An 18,877-nucleotide genomic window follows, 5' to 3' on the forward strand; every position below is an offset into this window, starting at 1 on the left:
CAGGGAGCGGGTGGTAACGCAGGTCGCGAGAGTCGCCTCGGGAGGGCCGCCCTTCGTGACGCATCCTCGCAGGCTCGGAGGCTCCTCAGGGAGTGGGTGGTAACGCAGGTCGCGAGAGTCGCCTCGGGAGGGCCGCCCTTCGTGACGCATCCTCGCGGGCTCGGAGGCTCCTCAGGGAGCGGGTGGTAACGCAGCCCGCGAGACACCCCCCGCTCCCTGAGGAGCGAGCTGGCGAGCTTCACCCGCTCCCTGAGGAGCGAGCTGGCGAGCGTCACGAAGGGCTGGTCCCGCGGCCCCCTTCGAGGATCATCCCGCTCACGGTCTCGACCAGGTCCGCGACGAGAAGCTCCGATTCCTCCCGGTTGGCTCGCCACGCGGCAACGGTCGAGATACTGGTGCGCATCCCCTCGATGGGCAGGATGCGCACCGCCTCGCCGTGAAACAGTCGGTTGGCCATCCCGTCGTGGAGGCCGACCAGGGTGAACGCCTGCCCTGTCGCGACGAGGTGTGCCAGTCCGATGAAATTGTCGCCGGTCAAAGTGATCCGCTTGCGGATACCGTGGCGATTGAGCAGTTCGTCCAGATTTCGGTAGATCTCCGGCGCGGCGTCGTGATTGATGGATGCGAACGGTATGTCGGCCAGGTCCGCCAATGCGATCGATTCGGCGTCTCCGGCGACGGCATCCGTGCCCACCGCGACCCCGACGGGCTGTCGTTCGAGAAATGTACTGCGGATACCGGATCCGCCTGCCGGCCCGTGGACCAGAGCGAGGTCGATCTGGCCGGCGCGCACGTCGCGGAGCAGCGGCTCGGAACTGGCCGGGACGAGTTGGGGTCTGATGTCGGGATGGGCGTGGGCGAGGTCTGCCAGAAAGGTGTCCCGCACTGTCGCCGACACCTCGGGAGCGATCCCGATGACCGCCTGGCGAGCCGACCGTGTGTCGGCGTCGCGGACGACGACGGTCAGCGCGTCCGTGCGATCCAGGATGTCGATCGCCCGCGGCAGCAACGCCGCGCCTGCCTCGGTGAGGTCGATCCGGTGATGCGCCCGTACGAACAGGGAGGCGCCGAACTCACGTTCCAGATCCTTGATGCGTCGGCTCAGCGGCGATGCCGCCATGTGCAGCCGAGCCGCGGCCTTCGTGAAGCTCCGCTCCTCGGCAACGGCGACGAAGTACCGCAGATGGATCAGGTCCACACCGCCTACCCTAACGACCCGATCCACGCCACGACCGATGCGGTCATCTGGCCCTGCTCGAATTGATTCTGGTGACGCCGACGACACGCCCATAGCCTGGGAAGCGAGATCACAGTGGTGTGGACAAGGAGGTGGCGCATGTCGCGCGAGCCGATAAAGATCGCGAACTTCTCCGGGTACCTCGGGGACCGCCGCACGGCGATCGACGAGGCGATGGCGGGTGACCCGTTCGACGTGATGATCGGTGACTACCTCGCCGAGATCACGCTGGCGGCCTTGTCGGCGGCCTACCAACGCAATCCAGACCGTGGCTACGTCGACTATTTCGTCGACCAGATACGGCCCCACCTGTCCACGATCGCCGCCCGCGGAATCAAGGTGGTCACCAATGCGGGCGGATTCCATCCGGCCGCGCTCGCCGCGACCCTCCGCGAGGAGGCGGCAGCGGCGGGGGCCGATCTGCGGATCGCCCACATCGAAGGCGACAACATCCTGTCCGATCTGACACGGTTGGCCGGGCAGGGACACCGATTCGACAATCTCGACGGCGGCGCACCGTTGAGCGAGTGGGTGGCCACACCGTTCGCCGCCAATGCCTATCTCGGTGGCTGGGGCGTCGCCGCGGCGCTGGCCGACGGGGCCGACATCGTGGTCTGCGGGCGTGTCACCGATGCCTCCCTGACCGTTGGACCAGCGGCCTGGTGGCACGACTGGTCCGCCGACGACTGGGATGCGCTCGCCGGCGCGGTGCTCGCCGGGCACATCATCGAGTGTGGTGCGCACGCGGTAGGCGGCAACTTCTCCGGGTTCCTCGACATCCCGCACCGCACCGTTCCGGGGTTCCCCATCGCCGAGATCGCCTCCGACGGAACATGCGTGATCACCAAACACACGCGCGATGGCGGTGCGGTCACCGAAGACACCGTGACCGCACAGATCATGTACGAGATCCAGGGGCCCGTCTACCTTAATCCCGACGTCACCGCACACCTGGACCACGTTCGGGTGACGGAGGTCGGGGCGGATCGGGTCGAGGTGAGCGGCACGACCGGATCGCCACCACCCCCGACGACCAAGGTCGCGATCTTCGGTCCGGTCGGTTTCACAGTCGTCAACACCGTGTTCGTCACGTCCCCGCACGTCGACGAGAAGATCGCACTCATCCGCGATCAGGTCACGCTCGACCTTCCTTCCGGTGTTGCAGTGGAGTTCACCCCGATCGGGACGGCCGCCGACGATCCCGAGTCCCAGTGGTCGGCGACTGTCGCGCTGCGGGTGATGGCCACGGCGGACACCGCGGATCTCCTTTCGCAGGCAGACCTCGGCAGACGTCTCGGGAGCCTCTATCTGCAAGGCATTCCCGGCTATTTCCACGACGGCGCGGCCGGTCTGCAATCGAAGCCGCGACCACGAGTGGACTACTGGCCGGGCTTGCTCCCGATGGCCGCGCTCGATCACCGCGCCGTACTCGACGACGGTCGCGTCATCGAGGTGGACGCGCCCGAGCAGACGGAGATCGTCGGGCAACCCCTTCACCCGGAACCCTCGGAGGCCCCGCTCTCGGAGCGGGTGACCCGCCTTCCGCTCGGCACCCTCGTCCATGCGCGCAGTGGCGACAAGGGCGGCAACAGCAACGTCGGGATATGGACGCGTGATCCGCGGGTGTGGTTGTGGCTCAAACGGTTCCTCACCAGCGACGAGATCCGCAGGCTGATCCCGGAAGCGAAGGACCTCGACGTCGTACGCCACGAGTTCCCCGAGTTGCAGTCGGTACACTTCGTTCTCCGTGGCCTGCTCGGTACCGGTGGTTCCTCGAACACCAGGGTCGACCAGGTCGGTAAAGCGGTCGGGGAGTATCTGCGCTCCCGGCAGGTGCTCATCCCCGACGATCTCCTCGCCAATGCGGTCGATCCGTCGTTGGAGGATGCCCTGTGAGCGCATTGGCCGATCGTCTGCGGACCGCCTACGAGAACCCGGCCACCGGCGCCGACTTCGATCCGTCCGCTGAACTCGACGAGGTGCTGACCGGGATAGGGATGAGCGCCGCGGATACCGGCGGCGCGATCGACTTCCTCGGGGCCGATCCCGTGGTACCCAGTACGCTTCGTCTCGGTGGAGCGGCAGCAATCGCGCTCGCGGCGAAATCGGCTGCGCTAGCGAAACTCTGGCGCCTGCGCGGCGGTGAGGGCCAGGACATCAGGGTGGATCTGCGCAGCGCGCCGCATCGGCTGTGCCCGTTCTACGACCGCAAGTGGGAGCTGGTCAACGGCTATCCCGCCGGAACACCGTCGAACCCGTCGAACGCGTTGGGTTTCCGTTTCTACCCGACCGGCGATGATCGTTGGATCATGCCGCTCAATCCATACCCGAAGATCAAGGTCGGCGCCCAGAAACTGCTCGGTGTACCCGACGACGGCGCGGTCGTGGCGAAAGCGATCGCCACCTGGAAGGGACGCGAACTCGAGGCCGCCGGCGCCGAAGCCGGCGTGGTGATGCCGATGCTGCGCACCGTGCCCGAGGTACTCGACGAGCCACATTTCCGCGACGTCTTCGGCGACATGCCCCTGATCGAGATCACCAAGATCGCTGACAGCGAACCTGTTCCGCTGCCGAGATCGGGCGACCAACCCCTCGACGGGATTCGCGCACTCGGTATGGGCCACGTGATCGCCGGGGCGGGTGTCGGTCGTGCGCTGGCATTGCACGGCGCCGATGTCCTCAACGTGTGGCGGCCCAACGAGCTCGAACACGATGCCACCTATGTCAGCGGGAACGTCGGTGTCCGCTCGACGACACTTGATCCCTATCGCGGTGATGGGCCACAACACATCCAGCGTCTGCTGGCCGGCGCCGATGTGTTCTACGCGAACAGGCGACCCGGATACCTCGCGGAGATCGGACTCTCGCCCGCCGACGCCGCACAGGCCCGCCCGGGCATCGTCTACGCGACCGCCTCGCTCAACGGCGAATCGGGCCCGTGGTCGTCCTGGGTCGGCTTCGACCAGACCGCGGGCAGCCTCGCGGGCATGATGTTGCTCGAAGGTGGGGGCGACAAGCCCGTTCTGCCGCCGATCATGGTCGTCAACGACTACATCGTGTCCTGGTTGATGGCCGCAGGTATCGCCGAGGCGCTGGCCCGCCGCGCCCACGACGGCGGCAGCTACCAGGTACATGTATCGCTGACCCGCGCCGCATTGTGGATCATCGGCATGGGTATTTTCGATCTCGAGTACGCCCGTGGCACAGCCGGACAGCCCGGCAACGCCGACCGCCACCTCTATCTCGATCCCGAGACCTTCACCGCCGAAACTCCTTTGGGCCACTATCAGGGTGTGACCGATCAGGTGCAGATGAGTGCTACGCCGGGGCGGTACCGAACCATTCTGGTGCCGAAGGGATCGTCGCGGGCGGCATGGCTCGACGACCCGAGCTGAGGCCATGCCGGGCGAGACGCCGAGTCGCACTTTGCGCGTCCGCCAACCTGGCGGTCGCTGGCCGGGTAGCTTCGCACCGTCGGATACCGTTCCGCGAGACCTGATACGAGGGGCAGAGTGACCGAGAAGAACATCGCGCCGTCGACCGATCCCGCCGAGGTGGCCGATCGGATAGCGGGGCGTCTGAGTACGATTCGTGGCCGCGACATCACCGTGCGAAAGGCCCGTGTCCTGCCGGCGGGGGCCAGTCGGACCACCTATGCGGTCACCATCGGCGACGAGTCCGGCGACGAATCGGTGATCGTACGAGCGGCACCGGCGGCACAGCCGGGCGAAGGAGGACTCGCCGCCGAGGTCGCGGTCCTCCATGCCGCGTTGGACGCGGGTGTGGCGGTGCCCGAGGTGATCGACGTCAGCGACTCCGCCGGCGAATCCGGTGTGCTCGGCTTTCCGTACGCGGTGATGAGCTTCATCGACGGTGAATCGATTCCCCGACGGATTTTGCGCGACGAGGCGTTTGCGGAGATCCGGGACCAGTTCGCCCGACAGGCCGGTCACACCCTGGCCCGCATCCACGCGATGGAGATGTCGGCGACGGGTCTCGCATCGATCGGGGACCCGATCGATGCCCTGCGAACCTTGTTCGCCCGTGAGTACGCACAGGCGCCGGCGGGCCTCGTGGTCGCCGTGCAGTGGCTCGAGGAGAACCGTCCCGAACCGGGGTCGACCACGGTCGTGCACGGCGACTTCCGGCTCGGCAACCTGCTGATCACCCCGGACCGGATCTCGGCGGTGCTGGACTGGGAACTCGCCCACCTCGGTGATCCGATGGAGGATCTGGGCTGGCTCTGTGCCAAAGCGTGGCGGTTCGGGGTCGCTCGACCGGTCGCCGGGATGGGAACTCGCGCCGATCTGCTCGACGCCTACGCCGAGGTCGCCGGATGGCGGCCGAGTGAGACGACCCTGCGTTGGTGGGAGCTGTACGCCACCGTTCGCTGGGGTCTCATCTGTGCACGACAGGCCAACCGCTTTCTCGACGGTGCCGAACGATCCATGGAACTGGCCGCGATCGGCCGACGCAGCGCGGAACAGGAATTCGACGCCCTGCTGGCCCTCGGCATCACCGCGCCGATGAGGGTCATCGATCCGAACGACACCGTCACCCACCAGGAGCGGCGATCCGAGGACCCGCACACCGCCCCGACGATGTCGGATCTGCTGGAATCGGTGTCGGGCTTTCTGTCCGACGAGGTCGCGGCCGACGCCGGGGTGTCACCCCAGGTTCGGTTCCACACCCGCGTGGCCGGCAATGTGCTGGCGACCGTGCGACGACAACTGCTGGTGGGTGAGAGCCAGGCCGCCGAGAGTCGACAGCGACTGGCCGGCCTGGGCGTCACGAGCTCCGCAGAACTCGCCGCTGCTCTTCGCGACGGCACATTGTCGGCCGACGACGCAGCGGTCCGAGCCGTCGTGATCGCCGAGGTCGTGGACCGTCTGACGGTCGCGAACCCGCGACACCTGTCCCAACCCGAATGCTGACCGAGGGGAACTCAGAGTGGATTTCGCACTGCCCGAATCGCTGACCGACTATCTTGCCGAACTCGATGCGTTCATCGCCGCCGAGATCGTCCCGCTGGAGCAGTCCGACGACAACATCCGGTTCTTCGATCACCGCCGTGAGGATGCCCGGACCGACTGGGATCGCGGCGGGCTGCCCAGCGCCGATTGGGAGGCACTGCTCGGTGAAGCACGTCGTCGTGCCGACGCCGCCGGCCATTTCCGTTACCCCTTTCCGGCCGAGTTCGGCGGGCGCGACGGCTCGAACCTGTCGATGGCGGTGATCCGGGAACATCTCGCGTCGAAAGGGCTCGGGCTGCACTGCGACCTGCAGAACGAACACGCCATCGTCGGCAACAACGTCGGCTTGCTCCTGATGCTCGAGTACGGGTCGGATGACCAGAAGAAGGAATGGGTCGAAGGGTTGGCGGCGGGTACCCGATTCTTTGCCTTCGGCATCACCGAACCCGACCACGGATCCGACGCCACCCACATGGAGACCTCCGCGGTCCGTGACGGCGACACCTGGGTGATCAACGGAGAGAAGACCTGGAACACGGGTATCCATGTCGCGCACCGCGACATCATCTTCGCGCGCACCGCCGGGGAGGCCGGGGATGCTCGCGGGATCACGGCGTTCCTGGTCGACCCGCACACCGACGGCTTCACGGTCGAGGAGTATCTGTGGACCTTCAACATGCCCACCGACCACGCCCACATCACACTGCGGGACGTGCGTGTGCCCCACACGGCCATCATGGGCGAGGAAGGACGTGGGCTGCAGATAGTCCAGCACTTCTTCAACGAGAACCGGATCCGGCAGGCCGCATCGAGTCTGGGCGCGGCGCAGTACTGCATCAACCGGGCGGTCGACTACGCCAACGAACGATCACCGTTCGGTAAGAAGCTCTCGACGAACCAGGCCATCCAGTTCCCGCTCGTCGAATTGCACACCCGCGCCGCCATGCTGCGAGCCCTGATCCGGGAGACCGCGTGGAAGATGGACACTCACGGACCCTTCGCGGCGTCGCAGGAAGTGTCGATGTGCAACTACCAGGCCAACCGATTGTGCTGTGACGCAGCCGATCAGGCGATGCAGGTGTTCGGTGGACGCGGCTACTCACGACACGAACCGTTCGAGCACATCTACCGCCATCACCGCCGATACCGCATCACCGAGGGTGCCGACGAGATCCAGATGCGACGCGTGGCGGGTTACCTGTTCGGCTTCATGTCGGCCGGCGCTCCGAAGGGCGTCGGCAGCGGTCAGGCCGGGTGACGCGGCGCTGAGGCGGCGGCCTGCGCGAGCGCCCAGTCGAGTGCGTGATCGGCCACCGCCTCCCAACCGGGTTCTGCGCAGGTCCAGTGTGATCGACCCGGGAACTCGTAGTACTCGGTGACCGCTGCGGACTTCCGATAGTGCCGCGCATTCGACTTGTTGACCGCCGGGGGCATGATGTGGTCGGCGCCACCGCCGATGAACAACAGCGGTGCGCGTTCGTCGCGTGAGTAGTCGACCCAGGTCTCGAGATGACGCGGGGTGAGGTTGGCGAACAGCCCGTATCGCCAGACCCATGACCCCGGGGCGGCGATGGCGTACCGGTCGTAGGCCTCACGCGATGCCTCCGCGGTCAACGTGTTGGTGAAGGCGTAGTGGAACTCATCGGCCGTGAAGCCTGCCGCACCGTTTCGGCTCGAGGGATGCCTGAAGAACGGAAGCAACGACCGGAGCTGCGAGGGAGGATTGACCCGAACGCCCTCGGTCGGCGCGGAGTCGATCACCACCGCTGCGGCACCCAGGCCGCGGTCCACGAGTAGCTGAGTCATGGTGCCCCCGAACGAGTGGCCGATGAGGATCGGCGCCGCTGGCAACTCCTCGATGATCTTCGCCAGGTGTGCGATGGTCTCGGGAACCGTGAGGTCCGCGATCACCTGCGGGTTGTCCCGCAGGGCCTCCACCTCGACCTCGAAGCCCGGGTAGGCGGGGGTCAGAACCCGCAGGCCCTTGCTCTCGTAATGCGCCACCCAGTGTTCCCAGCTGCGGGGTGTCATCCAGAGGCCGTGGATCAACACGACAGTGTCGGGCTTGGGGGTTGTCATCGTTGCACTCCGTTTCATCGGTGCGGTGGATGTGACGGGTCCGGAGCCTCGTCGCCCCTGGGCTCTCTGCGGCGGCACCGTACCGCATCGTCTCCGTGTCGATCTGGCCCAGCGCGCACACTTTTGTGCTCACGCAGCACGACTCGGAGATCGCGACCCGTCCCGCCGATTGACGACCCGTGCAGTGTCAGCACAGGGGAGTGCAGGCACAAGCAGTTCGGGTGCGCTCCCTGCACGTACGGTTGGGGCCCCGAGTCGCGCAGGAAGGACCCTCATCATGACTTCGATCGCTCTGCATCGCCGGTCGATCCGGTCGCTCGTGACGATGATGGCGGCGATGTTCATCGTTGCCGTCGGCCTGGCCGGACTGTCGCCGGCGCCGGTTCATGGTGCGCCGCTCAAGCCGACGATCGTGTTGGTGCACGGCGCATTCGCCGACTCCACCGGATGGCGCCAGGTGGCGGCGAACCTCACCGCACGGGGTTACCCGGTGCAGACCTTCGACAATCCGCTACGCGGTCCAGCGCATGATTCCGCACTGCTCGAGAAGCAACTCGCGGGAATTTCCGGACCGATCGTGTTGGTCGGCCATTCCTATGGCGGGGCCGTCATCACCAACACCCACGATCCCGATGTCGTCGCGAACGTCTACATCGCCGCGTTCGCGCCCGATCGTGGGGAGTTCGTCCAGGGACTGCTGAACCCACTGATGTATCCCGGGAGCCGGCTCCTGCCGCCGGCATTGCAGCTGAAGGTGGTGGATGACCCCACCGGCATCGGCGGCAAGAATGTCGACGGATACATCGCCCGGGAGTACTTCCACGACATCTTCGCGCAGGACGTCAGCGCCGCGACCGCGGCCGACATGTATGCGCACCAGAAGTCCGCCGCCCTCGTCGCGAATCTCGAACCGTCGGGAGCACCGTCCTGGAAGAAGGTGCCGAGCTGGTATCTGGTCTCCCGTCAGGACCGCGTGATACCACCCGCCCTTCAGCGATTCATGGCGTCGCGTGCCGCACCCGGCCGGACCGCCGGCGTCGACGCCGGCCACGCTTCGCTGGTGTCGCAACCGGGCGCCGTGACCGCGATCATCCTGTCCGCCGCGCAGGCGTGAGCCTGCGGTTCGCTGATCGTGCGATGCGTGCCCACTCGGTCCCTGAGGAGCGTCGCGAGGTACGAGCGATGCGTGCCCACCCGGTCCCTGAGGAGCCTCGCGCGGGACGAGCGATGCGTCCCCACCCGGTCCCTGAGGAGCCTCGCGCGGGACGAGCGATGCGTCCCCACCCGGTCCCTGAGGAGCCTCGCGAGGTACGAGCGATGCGTGCCCACTCGGTCCCTGAGGAGCGTCGCGAGGGACGAGCGATGCGTCACGAAGGGCGCCCCTTCGTGACGGCCCTCCGCTAGCGCTCCGGGCCTCCTCAGGGATCGGGTAAGTCATTCCCGGTGGAGCCGTCGCGGGACGAGCGATGCGTGCCCACCCGGTCCCTGAGGAGCCTCGCGAGGTACGAGCGATGTGTGCCCACCCGGTCCCTGAGGAGCCTCGCGAGGGACGAGCGATGCGTCCCCACCCGGTCCCTGAGGAGCCTCGCGAGGGACGAGCGATGCGTCACGAAGGGCCCGACACGGATCTTCGTTGTGGGCACGAATGGCTCGCACCGTACCTCCCTCGAACCGTCTGCTTGAACGAGGAGCGCGATGCAGGAATCACTGCTCCAGCAAGTCACCGACTTCGTGCGAACACATCTGACCGATCCCGACCTGTCGGAGGCGATGATCGCGGATAATCTTGGAGTGGCACGGGCCCGGCTACGTGACCTCTCGGCATCCACGCAATTCGATCTCGACAGGTGGATCATCGCGGAGCGTCTCCGTCTGGCCCGCACGGTTCTCGCGGAGCAGAGCACCGGGTGGTGTCCCGAACAGTCGCGACGATGGGGCTTCGGGAACGCTTCCCACTTCACCGAGGAGTTCACGGCGGCCTATGGCGTCACACCGAGCGAATGGCAACGGATCACAGCGGCCGAGCCGCACCACACCGACGACGATCCCGACTGAGGCGACCTGACATGGTGACGGTCTTCAGTACCGCCGGGCTCGCCCCGTCGGAGCGAGTGGAGGCAACCTGCGCAGCGATGCAGGAGCAGTCGGTGCCGTCGACCGTCCAACTTGAGGACCCGGCGAACGTGACCTCTCGGATGGATGTCTGGACCTATGGTGACACCAGTATCTTCCGCGCCGAGATGACCGGATTCCGGCTCATCCGGACCCATCAGCAGATCAAGTCGGGCCCGGGCGAGATGCTGGCCATAGCCATCCATGAGGGTTGCGTCGGAAAGCAGGAACAGTTCGGCATCCAGCGGTACGCACGGCCCGATGAGCTCATGCTGATGGATCTGAACTCGACCTACGACTATGAGCTGAACGGTGTGGGTGCATCACGGTGCCTGCACGTTCCGGTCGAGGCCATCGGGCTGCCGCACGAGCTCATTCGGGAGGCTGCCGATCGGCTTCCGGCCAGCCCGGTGTATCAGATGCTGGTCAACCACATCCGCGAACTCACCGTGCACGCCGAGGCGTTGACGGTCAGCAGTGCGGCGCACGCATTGGGTGAGATCAGCATCGAGCTGACCCGCACACTGCTCGCCTCGGCATACGACGTCGACTACGCCCGGGGCGCGATGGCGGAGCTGATGCTGCCGCGCATCCGCGCGTATGTGAAGCAGCACCTCCGGGACCCTGGACTCGGCCCGGAGCGCATCGCCGCGGCCCACGGCATCTCGCAACGACGGCTCTTCCAGTTGTGCGCCGGCGCCGACTTCCGCCTCGAGCAATGGATCATCGCCGAACGGCTCGTGCGGGCTCGCGACGAGCTGGCGCGACGGGACATGCGGATGATGTCCATCGGCACGATTGCCCGGCGATGGGGATTTGCCAACGACTCTCACTTCAGTCGCCGGTTCCGGATGCAGTACGGGTTGTCGCCACGTGCGTGGCGGCAGTTGAACGCCGATTGCGATCCCGGGCCATCGACCGCTGCACCGTCCCCGTCGTAGCACCGTCATGGCCCTTCTTCTCGATACCTCAACCGTCGAACCCGGCGCAGTCGCCACCGAACTACATCGGGCCCTACGGGCGGCGGGTGCCGCAGCAGCCGCCGCTGTCACCCCTTTGGTGCCGCTCAGCGCGTTCCGTGCGACGGTCCACGGCTGGTCGGTCGGTGAGGGGATCACACTGATGCACAGCGAGTCGGACCCGATCGCCGTGGCCACCACGGCTCCACGGATCCATGCTCAGCCTTTCAACCGGGTGGCCCTCGCCGCCGTCTCCGCGGGTTCGTGGACCCATCTCCAGCACGGCAGGCGGATCGACCCCACAGATCAGGAATCGACCCTTCTCATCGTGGACCCCGCTTGTCCCTTCGACTTTCGCCGATCCGATCGCGGCGCGGCGACCGTCGTCCATGTCGATGTGGGCCTGCTGAATCTGCCGCCGACGGCGATCCGCGCCGCGGCGATCGCGTTGCGCCGAGCCCACCCGCTCCATCGCCTCTACCTCGACCATCTGGATCAGCTTCGGTGCGTGGCGCAAACCTGTCCCGCCATCCTGCCCGAGTTGGGCACCACGACGAACCTGCTCACCCGATCTCTCATCCTCGACGTCGCCGACGGTCCCGCTCCGGTTCCCATCGACGACGCCGGCGATCTGCTCACGCGTCTGAGTCGTCACATCACCGAGAACCTCACCGACGGCGATCTCTCGGCGACGGCGATCGCCAGGGCACACAACATCTCGGTGCGGACCCTCTACAAGACATGGGAGTCCACCGGCACGAGCTTGCAGGAGCACATCATCGGGCTTCGACTCGACCGGGCTCGCGACACGCTGCTCAGCCACCCACACCTGACGATCGCCGCGGTCGCCCGGCAGCACGGATTCGCCGATCCGACCCATTTCACTCACCGTTTCCGCGATCGCTTCAAGGTGAATCCACGCGACTGGCGTCTGACGAACCGACGACCGCTGGACGGGTGAGGGCGCCGTTACGCCACACGTGCACCGGCGATGCCAACGTACTCAGGCGCCGGCAGGCCCTGGGATCGAACCGGGCACCAGACGATGTTCGGCCACCGGCACCCGGGCGGAACGCCGCAAACGGATATGAGTGTCACCGTTTGTCGCGTACAGCGCGACATCAGAGGGCAGCTCGCGCGCAATACGCCGGACCTGCCAGGAAGGCCGGGCGCCACGCATCCCGACCACGACCGCCGTTGCCTGATGCCGGATCGCCGCATCCGAGAGAACCCGAACGGGGTCGCCTTCGATCGTCTCCGACGTCACCGTTGCCCGGCACCCGGACGCGAATGTCTCACGGCCGCGGCGCAGCTGCTCGTCGAGGATCGCCTGGTCCGACAACAGATATGCATCGCCCTTGAGTGCGTCGTACCCCACCCTGTCGGGCCGCGGCGGGCGGGTCGGGTTCATGCCGCAGACGAGCGCCACGCGGCTACTGGCGTGGACCGCGCGGGTGGTCGCCATGAGTGCCCTCCGTGACGCCTCGGTGTCGGTGTAGCCGACGACCAGCACACCGTGGGCCGGAAGCGCTGTGACGATCTCGTGTGCGAGTGTTCGCTGTGGGTGGATGATCTCGCGGAAGGTCATTGTCCTCACCTCATGCCGTTTCGACCGGTGGATGACGCGGTGGATCGATTGCATATCTGACGCTATGGTCTCCGGGACGCTCGATCTGCATGCCGAGGACGGAAACCGGCTCCACCCCAGGGTGGAGACGACCGTCCATCCGGAAGACGATGACTTCGGCCGAGCACCACCTATCCTTGTGTCGGTGAGGTCGTCGATTGCGTGGCTGCTCCGCCGGATCAGGATGGCCGGCGACGGCTATCCGCCGCTCTACCCGGCGGTGACCCTCGGCGGGTCATTCGCGATCATCATCGGTGCGGTGATCCAGCGCGTTCCGCTCGTACCGCCGTGGTGGGCGCTGATCGGTGCAGCGGTCGCGGCACTCTCGCTGGTCCTCGATCTGTGGCTGCTCAGCAAGATTCCGTGCACCGTCCTCGCCGCGGTCGCGACCGGTTTGATGCTGATGGATCCCGTGTCCACCGACATCGCGCCGCTGTTCCTCGCGCTGACCACCGCCATCGCCGCGGCCATGGAGTCACTCCGGACGAGCGTGGCGGTGACGGTTCTGTCCATCAGCGTGATCGTGATCGGCAATCAGACCGGCCACCTGCAGTCGCCGGCCGTGTACATCCTCGCGATTCTCTGCGGTTGGCTGGTGGGCTACATGATCCTCTATCAAAAACTGCTGTCCGAGAACGAGGTACGCGCACAACGTGTCAGAGCCGACCACGCCGCCAATGACGAGCGTCGCCGGATCGCCCGGGAAATACACGATGTCATCGCACACTCGCTGTCGATCACGATGCTCAATGTCACCGGCGCTCGACGTGCGTTGCAGGACGGCGCCGACGACGAGGCGCTCGAGGCGCTCGAGGACGCCGAAAGACTGGGCCGGCAGGCGATGACCGAGATTCGCTACATCGTCAAGGTGCTCGGCACCGAGGACGCGGTGGCCGCACCGCCCCCCGCGGCGGGGGACATCGTCCAGCTGGTCGAGGAGTATCGCAAGGCAGGGATCGACGTGTCGCTCGATGTTCATGGCGACCTCACGGCGATTCCGGGTCCCATCGGCTCTGCGCTGTACCGCATCGCTCAGGAATCCCTGGCCAACGTGGTCAAGCATTCGCCCTTCCCCAAGGCGAGCGTCACAGTGCGGGCCGATCCTGACATCGCGCTGCGCGTCCAGAACCCGTACACACCGACTCTCGGTCGGGCGGGCACGGACGGTTCGGGCATCGATGGGATGCAACAGCGCGCCCAGCTTCTCGGCGGATCGGTCGGTGTCAACGGCAGCGACGACTCATGGGTGGTGTCCGCGGTGTTCCCTGATCCGGTCCGCCCAACACGACAGCAGGCGATGTGATGACCTCGGTGCGGGCCGTACCCGCGGATGAGTCGCCCATTCGGGTTCTGCTGGTCGACGACCAGGAACTGGTCCGGACCGGCCTCCGACGAATCCTGCGACCGCGGGATGGGTTCGAGATCGTCGGGGAGTGCGGGGACGGGGGTGACGTCCTCGCCGCGGTCGCCGCGTGTACCCCGGACATCATCCTGATGGACTTGCGGATGCGCCACGTCGACGGGATCACGGCTACGACCTCGGTTCGGCGCCTCACCCAACCGCCCCCGGTGCTGGTGCTGACCACATTCGACGACGACCAGCTACTCTCCGGCGCCCTGCGGGCAGGGGCCGCCGGATTCGTGCTCAAGGATTCACCGGCCGAATCACTGATCTGGGCGGTGCGTGCGGTTGTCCGTGACGGCGCCTTTCTCGATCCGGCGGTCACCGCGCGGGTACTGGGCGGATTCCGGCGTTCCGCTCCTGAACCGCGTCAGCTCGGGGACACCGGATTGACAGATCGCGAACTCGACGTGCTCAAACTCATGGCACGGGGGCTGACAAACGCGGAGATCGCTGTCCGACTGTATATTTCGGAGGTGACGGTGAAGAGTCATGTCAACCACATCTTCACCAAGCTCGATCTGCGCGACCGTGCGGCGGCGATCGTCTACGCCTTCGACCACGCCTTGGTCCTACCGGCCGAGCGAACGGGCGATTGACCGATTCATCCGATCTTCATTGTCGCGGATGTACCATTGACAATTGTGTTAGGCAATCAGGCCCTGATCCGCTGACGTGCATCATGGCAACAGAGCTGGTCGAGGGCTTGACCTTCACCTCATCCGCCCCCGTTGTGGTCGATGACGAGCTCGTCTCCGGTTTCGCCGATGTGCTCGGGTCGGCCCCGGACATTGTGCCGCTGCCGATCATCTACCGCGTGAGTGTCGAACTGGCCCATCAGGCAATGGATTCCGGCGTGGTCCCGCGCGACGGCATCGTGCACACCGCGGAATCGATGCGCATCCGGCGCGCTCCGCGCCTCGGCGACCGGCTCACCGGCCTCCTGACGGTCACCCGGGTCCATCATCGCGCCGGCGCCACCCAACTGGCCGTGCGCAGCGACATCCTCGCCGATGGCGAGAGCACGCCGATCGTCGAGAGCACCTCGACCTTCGTCTTTCGGCCAGAGGCGAGGCCATGACCGAACGGGTGACCGATCGGATCCAGCTCGACGACCCACTCTGGGATGTCGAGGAGGATATCTCTCTGGAGCGGGTCCGTCGCTACGCCGAGGTTTCCGGCGACAACAACGCCATCCACATCGACCCGGATGCGGCCCGAGCGGCAGGCCTGGCCGCTCCGGTCGCGCATGGACTGCTGCTGGTCGCCATCATCCTCAAGTACGCGGACGCCTGGGCTCGCACCAACGGTCTGATCATCACCGGTTGCGATACTCGTTTCGTCCGGCCCGTGTATGTGGGCCTGCAGCCATGCCGACTGCACCTGACCGGTCACCTCGGCCGGCCCGAACAGATCAGCGCCGAAGTCTGGGTCCTCGACCCTGACGGTGTCACGCACCGCCCGGTGATACGTCCGATCCGGATCTCCTATCAACACCTGACCGAGGCGTGATCAGCGGTTCGACTCAGACCCCAGCATCGAAGCCGCCGCCCGCAGGTCCGACCGTAAGGCGGCGGGGGTCACGATGCGCAGGAGCGCGACAGCGGGTGCGATCACCGTGGGGACCGTGAGGTGCGCCGCCGCCGCGACGTCGCTGCCGCCGCCCGAGCGATCACGGAAGCTCAGCGTGAGACTGGCATCGACGAACCGCCATCGTCCGATCTCGGACCACCGTTCGCCCGGAACACATTCGGTGACCTCCATCTGCGGTGCCACGCCGGGCACGACGGTCACATCGGTCCATGCCGTACCGCGGTCGCCGGGCCGACCGCCGACCGCAGCGACGCTATCGACGCGTCGCAGACTCGACTGCCACTGCGGTCGATTCTCCGGATCGACCAGATAGTCGAAGGCGATATCCACCGGCACGGCGAAAGACACTGTGACGTCGGCGATCTGCATACGGTGGGTCGGAAAGTTCACGGGTGCTCCTGATCGGTGTCTGCAGTCTAACGGGCGTCGTCAACCGATAGTTTGGTCTCATGCGCGAGTTCCGAACAGTTCCCGACGCAGACAGCGCCGGAGCCGCCTTCCATGCGCTCTATGGCCCCTGGGCGACAGTCGCACCTCGAGATGTCCCCGACGTCCTGAACAATTTCACGAGACCGTGGTGGATCGCGGGCGGTTGGGCGATCGACGCATTCACGGGGACGGTCCGATCGCACGAGGACATCGACGTCGGCATCTTCCGTGATGACGTCCCGGCGTTGAGGGAAGCGATGATCGGCCACCTCCACGTGTGGTCGGTGGGTCCCGACGGGCTGCGTCCGATCACCGACGAGCAGCCGCTGCCGGCCTCGGCCGACCAGATCTGGTTGCGGGCCGATGCCTCGTCACCATGGCTCGTCGACATACTGCTGACCCCACAGCGTCACGGGCAGTGGGTGAATCGGCGTGATCGCACACTGGTGGCGCCGTTGACCGAGGTTACCTGGACCGATCGCGACGGCATTCGCTACCTCAAACCCGAACACGTCCTGGCGTTCAAGGCCAAATGGAACGCGGACGGGGGTGGCAGGTCCAAGGACGTCGCGGATTTCGAACGCGCCTGGCCCGCACTGGGCGTCGATGCCCGACGATTGCTCACATCGTTCCTCACCGAGCATCACCCGGATCATCCGTGGCTGGCCTACATGCGGTAGATCAGGACAGGTCGACGTGACGGACGTCGCCGAACCTCGCAGCGGCTTTCGTGCCCGGTTTTGGGCAGAGACTCCGCCTGGACGCAACATTGCGCAGGCGGCGCATTGATCGATGGTGTCGATGAATCAGGCGAATATGTGTCCTTGTGCCACCTCGGATGCGAACTAGCATCGAATGACGACCCAGGTTCGTGGTGCGCAACGGGCCGACGAACCCGATGGGACGAGGTGAACACCGACGATGCGAGCGCTCGATTCGGCTGGCGACTCCACCGACGACACAGCCACAGTCGGGCTGCTGGACCGACCCGACGGACCACGTCCGCGCCCCCGTGACCTGATTCGCGACGTCGGCGGCACCTATGTCGTCAACGGCATCATCGGACTCATCTTCTCGGCGACGGGACCTGTCGCGGTGATTCTCGCGGCCGGGTCCGCCGGGCACCTCACGCATGCCCAGCTCGCCTCGTGGCTGTTTGGTGTCTTCGTACTGAACGGCGCGCTGACGATCCTCACCAGCTGGGCGTATCGGATGCCTCTCGCGTTTGCGTGGACGATCCCCGGGACTGTCTTGGTCGGTACCTCACTGGGCCATCTGTCCTGGCCCGAGGTCCTCGGATCGTTTCTGCTCACGGGGGTGCTCGTTACCGTCGTGGGGCTGACCGGCCGGGTTCGACAGGTGATGTCGGCGTTGCCGACGCCGATCGTGATGGCCATGGTCGCCGGCGTCTTTCTCCAGTTCGGGACCGACGTCGTCCGCTCGGTCGGTCTCGACCCGAGCGTCGCGCTGCCGATCATCGTGGCATTCTTCGGTCTGATGGCCTACCGGCGCCTGGGTCGTTTCCTGCCGCCCATCATCGGTGCCTTTGTGGTCGGAATCGGGGCTGTCGCCGTGAGCGGACAGTTCCGTCCCGGATCAGATACGGGCTCGTGGGTGGCCGTGCCGCAGTTGCAGGCTCCCGAATTCAGCATCCGGGCGCTGACCGAGTTGGTGATCCCGCTCGCCATCACCGTCATCGTCGTGCAGAACGGACAGGGTGTCGCGGTACTGCGTGCGGCCGGGCACCGCGCCCCGGTGAATGTGGTCACCATCGCGTGCGGGCTCTGGTCGATGCTCGCGTCGGCGATCGGGGCGATCTCGAGCTGCCTGGCCGGACCCACCAACGCGTTGCTGGTCGCGGGCGGTGTGCGGGAACGCCAGTACACGAGCGCCCTCACATTCGGCACTCTCGCTGTGCTGGTGGGGGTGTTCGCACCTGCGTTCGTCGACTTCATGCTCGCGATGCCTGCCGCGTTCATCGCGACGGTCGGCGGACTGGCGCTGCTGGGTGCCCTACAGAATGCGTTCCGCTCCGCCTTCGGTTCGCACTACACGCTGGGAGCGCTGGTCACCTTCCTGGTCTCGATCTCCGACCTGACCGTCCTCAACATCGGTTCCGCGTTTTGGGGTCTGGTCGCCGGTGTACTGGTGTCGCGGGTGGTCGAGCGCGAGGACTGGCGGCGTACAGCCTGACACCGGTGCTGCGATTGCAGGAATCCGGCCCTTCGTGACGGTCCTCCGCTAGCGCTCCGGACCTCCTCAGGGACCGGGGGAGACGTCCTCGGGTCAAGAGCCGGGGCGGAGACGTCCTCGGGTCGGGAGCCGGGGAGACGTCCTCGGGTCAGGGACCGGGGGAGACGTCCTCGGGTCAGGAGCCGGGGGGAGACGTGCTCAGCTCAGGGAGCGGGGGAGACGTCCTCGGGTCAGGGACCGGGGGAGACGTCCTCGGGTCAGGAGCCGGGGGGA

Annotated in this window: 18 protein-coding genes; 14 read left to right on the top strand and 4 right to left on the bottom strand. The window is 66.4% G+C overall.

Annotated elements, in window-relative coordinates:
• Positions 1-271: 271 nt before the first annotated feature.
• A complete protein-coding gene (locus AC4AMJ_RS07160) occupies positions 272-1,198 on the bottom strand; it encodes a LysR family transcriptional regulator (RefSeq protein WP_489895324.1) in 927 nt (308 codons plus the stop codon).
• Between the two features lie 138 nt (positions 1,199-1,336).
• Between AC4AMJ_RS07160 and AC4AMJ_RS07165 the strand changes: the two genes are divergently transcribed.
• The 4 genes from AC4AMJ_RS07165 (at position 1,337) to AC4AMJ_RS07180 (ending at position 7,468) form a co-directional block, all read left to right on the top strand.
• Entirely contained in the window at positions 1,337-3,133 is a 1,797-nt protein-coding gene (locus tag AC4AMJ_RS07165; RefSeq protein ID WP_489917634.1) for an acyclic terpene utilization AtuA family protein, read from the top strand.
• Positions 3,130-4,632 (top strand): CoA transferase, encoded by a 1,503-nt coding sequence (locus tag AC4AMJ_RS07170; RefSeq protein ID WP_489917635.1) that lies wholly within the window; start codon positions 3,130-3,132, stop codon positions 4,630-4,632. Before AC4AMJ_RS07165 ends, AC4AMJ_RS07170 begins: the two co-directional genes overlap by 4 nt.
• Before the next feature lie 117 nt (positions 4,633-4,749).
• On the top strand, positions 4,750-6,171 hold the full coding sequence (locus AC4AMJ_RS07175) for a phosphotransferase family protein (protein WP_489917636.1): 1,422 nt from the start codon (positions 4,750-4,752) through the stop codon (positions 6,169-6,171).
• Positions 6,172-6,187: 16 nt separating this feature from the next.
• The gene (locus tag AC4AMJ_RS07180; RefSeq protein ID WP_489895332.1) at positions 6,188-7,468 is read left to right on the top strand and encodes an acyl-CoA dehydrogenase family protein; all 1,281 of its coding nucleotides are present in this window, start codon (positions 6,188-6,190) and stop codon (positions 7,466-7,468) included.
• On the opposite strand, the gene AC4AMJ_RS07185 is transcribed toward AC4AMJ_RS07180, so the two are convergent.
• Positions 7,456-8,289, bottom strand: coding sequence for an alpha/beta hydrolase (locus AC4AMJ_RS07185; RefSeq protein WP_489895334.1), 834 nt, complete (start codon positions 8,287-8,289; stop codon positions 7,456-7,458). The two genes, AC4AMJ_RS07180 and AC4AMJ_RS07185, sit on opposite strands and share 13 nt — an antisense overlap.
• A 325-nt stretch (positions 8,290-8,614) precedes the next feature.
• Here AC4AMJ_RS07185 and AC4AMJ_RS07190 point away from each other — a divergent pair, with 325 nt between their 5' ends.
• The 4 genes from AC4AMJ_RS07190 (at position 8,615) to AC4AMJ_RS07205 (ending at position 12,321) form a co-directional block, all read left to right on the top strand.
• The gene (locus AC4AMJ_RS07190; RefSeq protein ID WP_489900884.1) at positions 8,615-9,403 is read left to right on the top strand and encodes an alpha/beta fold hydrolase; all 789 of its coding nucleotides are present in this window, start codon (positions 8,615-8,617) and stop codon (positions 9,401-9,403) included.
• A 581-nt stretch (positions 9,404-9,984) separates the two neighbouring features.
• A complete protein-coding gene (locus tag AC4AMJ_RS07195; RefSeq protein WP_489917637.1) occupies positions 9,985-10,344 on the top strand; it encodes a helix-turn-helix domain-containing protein in 360 nt (119 codons plus the stop codon).
• Positions 10,345-10,355: 11 nt separating this feature from the next.
• Positions 10,356-11,342 carry a helix-turn-helix domain-containing protein gene (locus tag AC4AMJ_RS07200; protein WP_489895338.1) on the top strand — a complete coding sequence of 329 codons (987 nt, stop codon included), beginning with the start codon at positions 10,356-10,358 and terminating at the stop codon, positions 11,340-11,342.
• A gap of 7 nt (positions 11,343-11,349) precedes the next feature.
• Positions 11,350-12,321, top strand: coding sequence for a helix-turn-helix transcriptional regulator (locus AC4AMJ_RS07205; RefSeq protein ID WP_489917638.1), 972 nt, complete (start codon positions 11,350-11,352; stop codon positions 12,319-12,321).
• 42 nt (positions 12,322-12,363) lie between these two features.
• On the opposite strand, the gene AC4AMJ_RS07210 is transcribed toward AC4AMJ_RS07205, so the two are convergent.
• Positions 12,364-12,948 carry a universal stress protein gene (locus tag AC4AMJ_RS07210; RefSeq protein WP_489917639.1) on the bottom strand — a complete coding sequence of 195 codons (585 nt, stop codon included), beginning with the start codon at positions 12,946-12,948 and terminating at the stop codon, positions 12,364-12,366.
• Positions 12,949-13,132: 184 nt separating this feature from the next.
• On the opposite strand from AC4AMJ_RS07210, the gene AC4AMJ_RS07215 reads away from it, so the two are divergent.
• From AC4AMJ_RS07215 to AC4AMJ_RS07230, 4 genes are all read left to right on the top strand, one after another.
• Complete coding sequence (locus AC4AMJ_RS07215) at positions 13,133-14,290, top strand: sensor histidine kinase (RefSeq protein WP_489917640.1); 1,158 nt, start codon at positions 13,133-13,135, stop codon at positions 14,288-14,290.
• The gene (locus AC4AMJ_RS07220; protein WP_489895346.1) at positions 14,290-14,988 is read left to right on the top strand and encodes a response regulator; all 699 of its coding nucleotides are present in this window, start codon (positions 14,290-14,292) and stop codon (positions 14,986-14,988) included. Before AC4AMJ_RS07215 ends, AC4AMJ_RS07220 begins: the two co-directional genes overlap by 1 nt.
• Before the next feature lie 83 nt (positions 14,989-15,071).
• Entirely contained in the window at positions 15,072-15,470 is a 399-nt protein-coding gene (locus AC4AMJ_RS07225) for a hypothetical protein (protein ID WP_489895348.1), read from the top strand.
• Positions 15,467-15,901, top strand: coding sequence for a MaoC family dehydratase (locus tag AC4AMJ_RS07230; protein ID WP_489895350.1), 435 nt, complete (start codon positions 15,467-15,469; stop codon positions 15,899-15,901). Before AC4AMJ_RS07225 ends, AC4AMJ_RS07230 begins: the two co-directional genes overlap by 4 nt.
• Here the strand turns inward: AC4AMJ_RS07230 and AC4AMJ_RS07235 are convergent, their stop codons facing one another.
• Positions 15,902-16,372 carry an SRPBCC family protein gene (locus AC4AMJ_RS07235; protein ID WP_489917641.1) on the bottom strand — a complete coding sequence of 157 codons (471 nt, stop codon included), beginning with the start codon at positions 16,370-16,372 and terminating at the stop codon, positions 15,902-15,904.
• 59 nt (positions 16,373-16,431) lie between these two features.
• Here AC4AMJ_RS07235 and AC4AMJ_RS07240 point away from each other — a divergent pair, with 59 nt between their 5' ends.
• Both AC4AMJ_RS07240 and AC4AMJ_RS07245 read left to right on the top strand, forming a co-directional pair.
• A complete protein-coding gene (locus AC4AMJ_RS07240) occupies positions 16,432-17,091 on the top strand; it encodes a nucleotidyltransferase domain-containing protein (RefSeq protein ID WP_489917642.1) in 660 nt (219 codons plus the stop codon).
• Between the two features lie 241 nt (positions 17,092-17,332).
• A complete protein-coding gene (locus AC4AMJ_RS07245) occupies positions 17,333-18,604 on the top strand; it encodes a benzoate/H(+) symporter BenE family transporter (RefSeq protein ID WP_489917643.1) in 1,272 nt (423 codons plus the stop codon).
• The last annotated feature ends 273 nt before the right edge of the window (positions 18,605-18,877 follow it).

The sequence above is a fragment of the Gordonia sp. LMA484 genome (assembly GCF_058129505.1).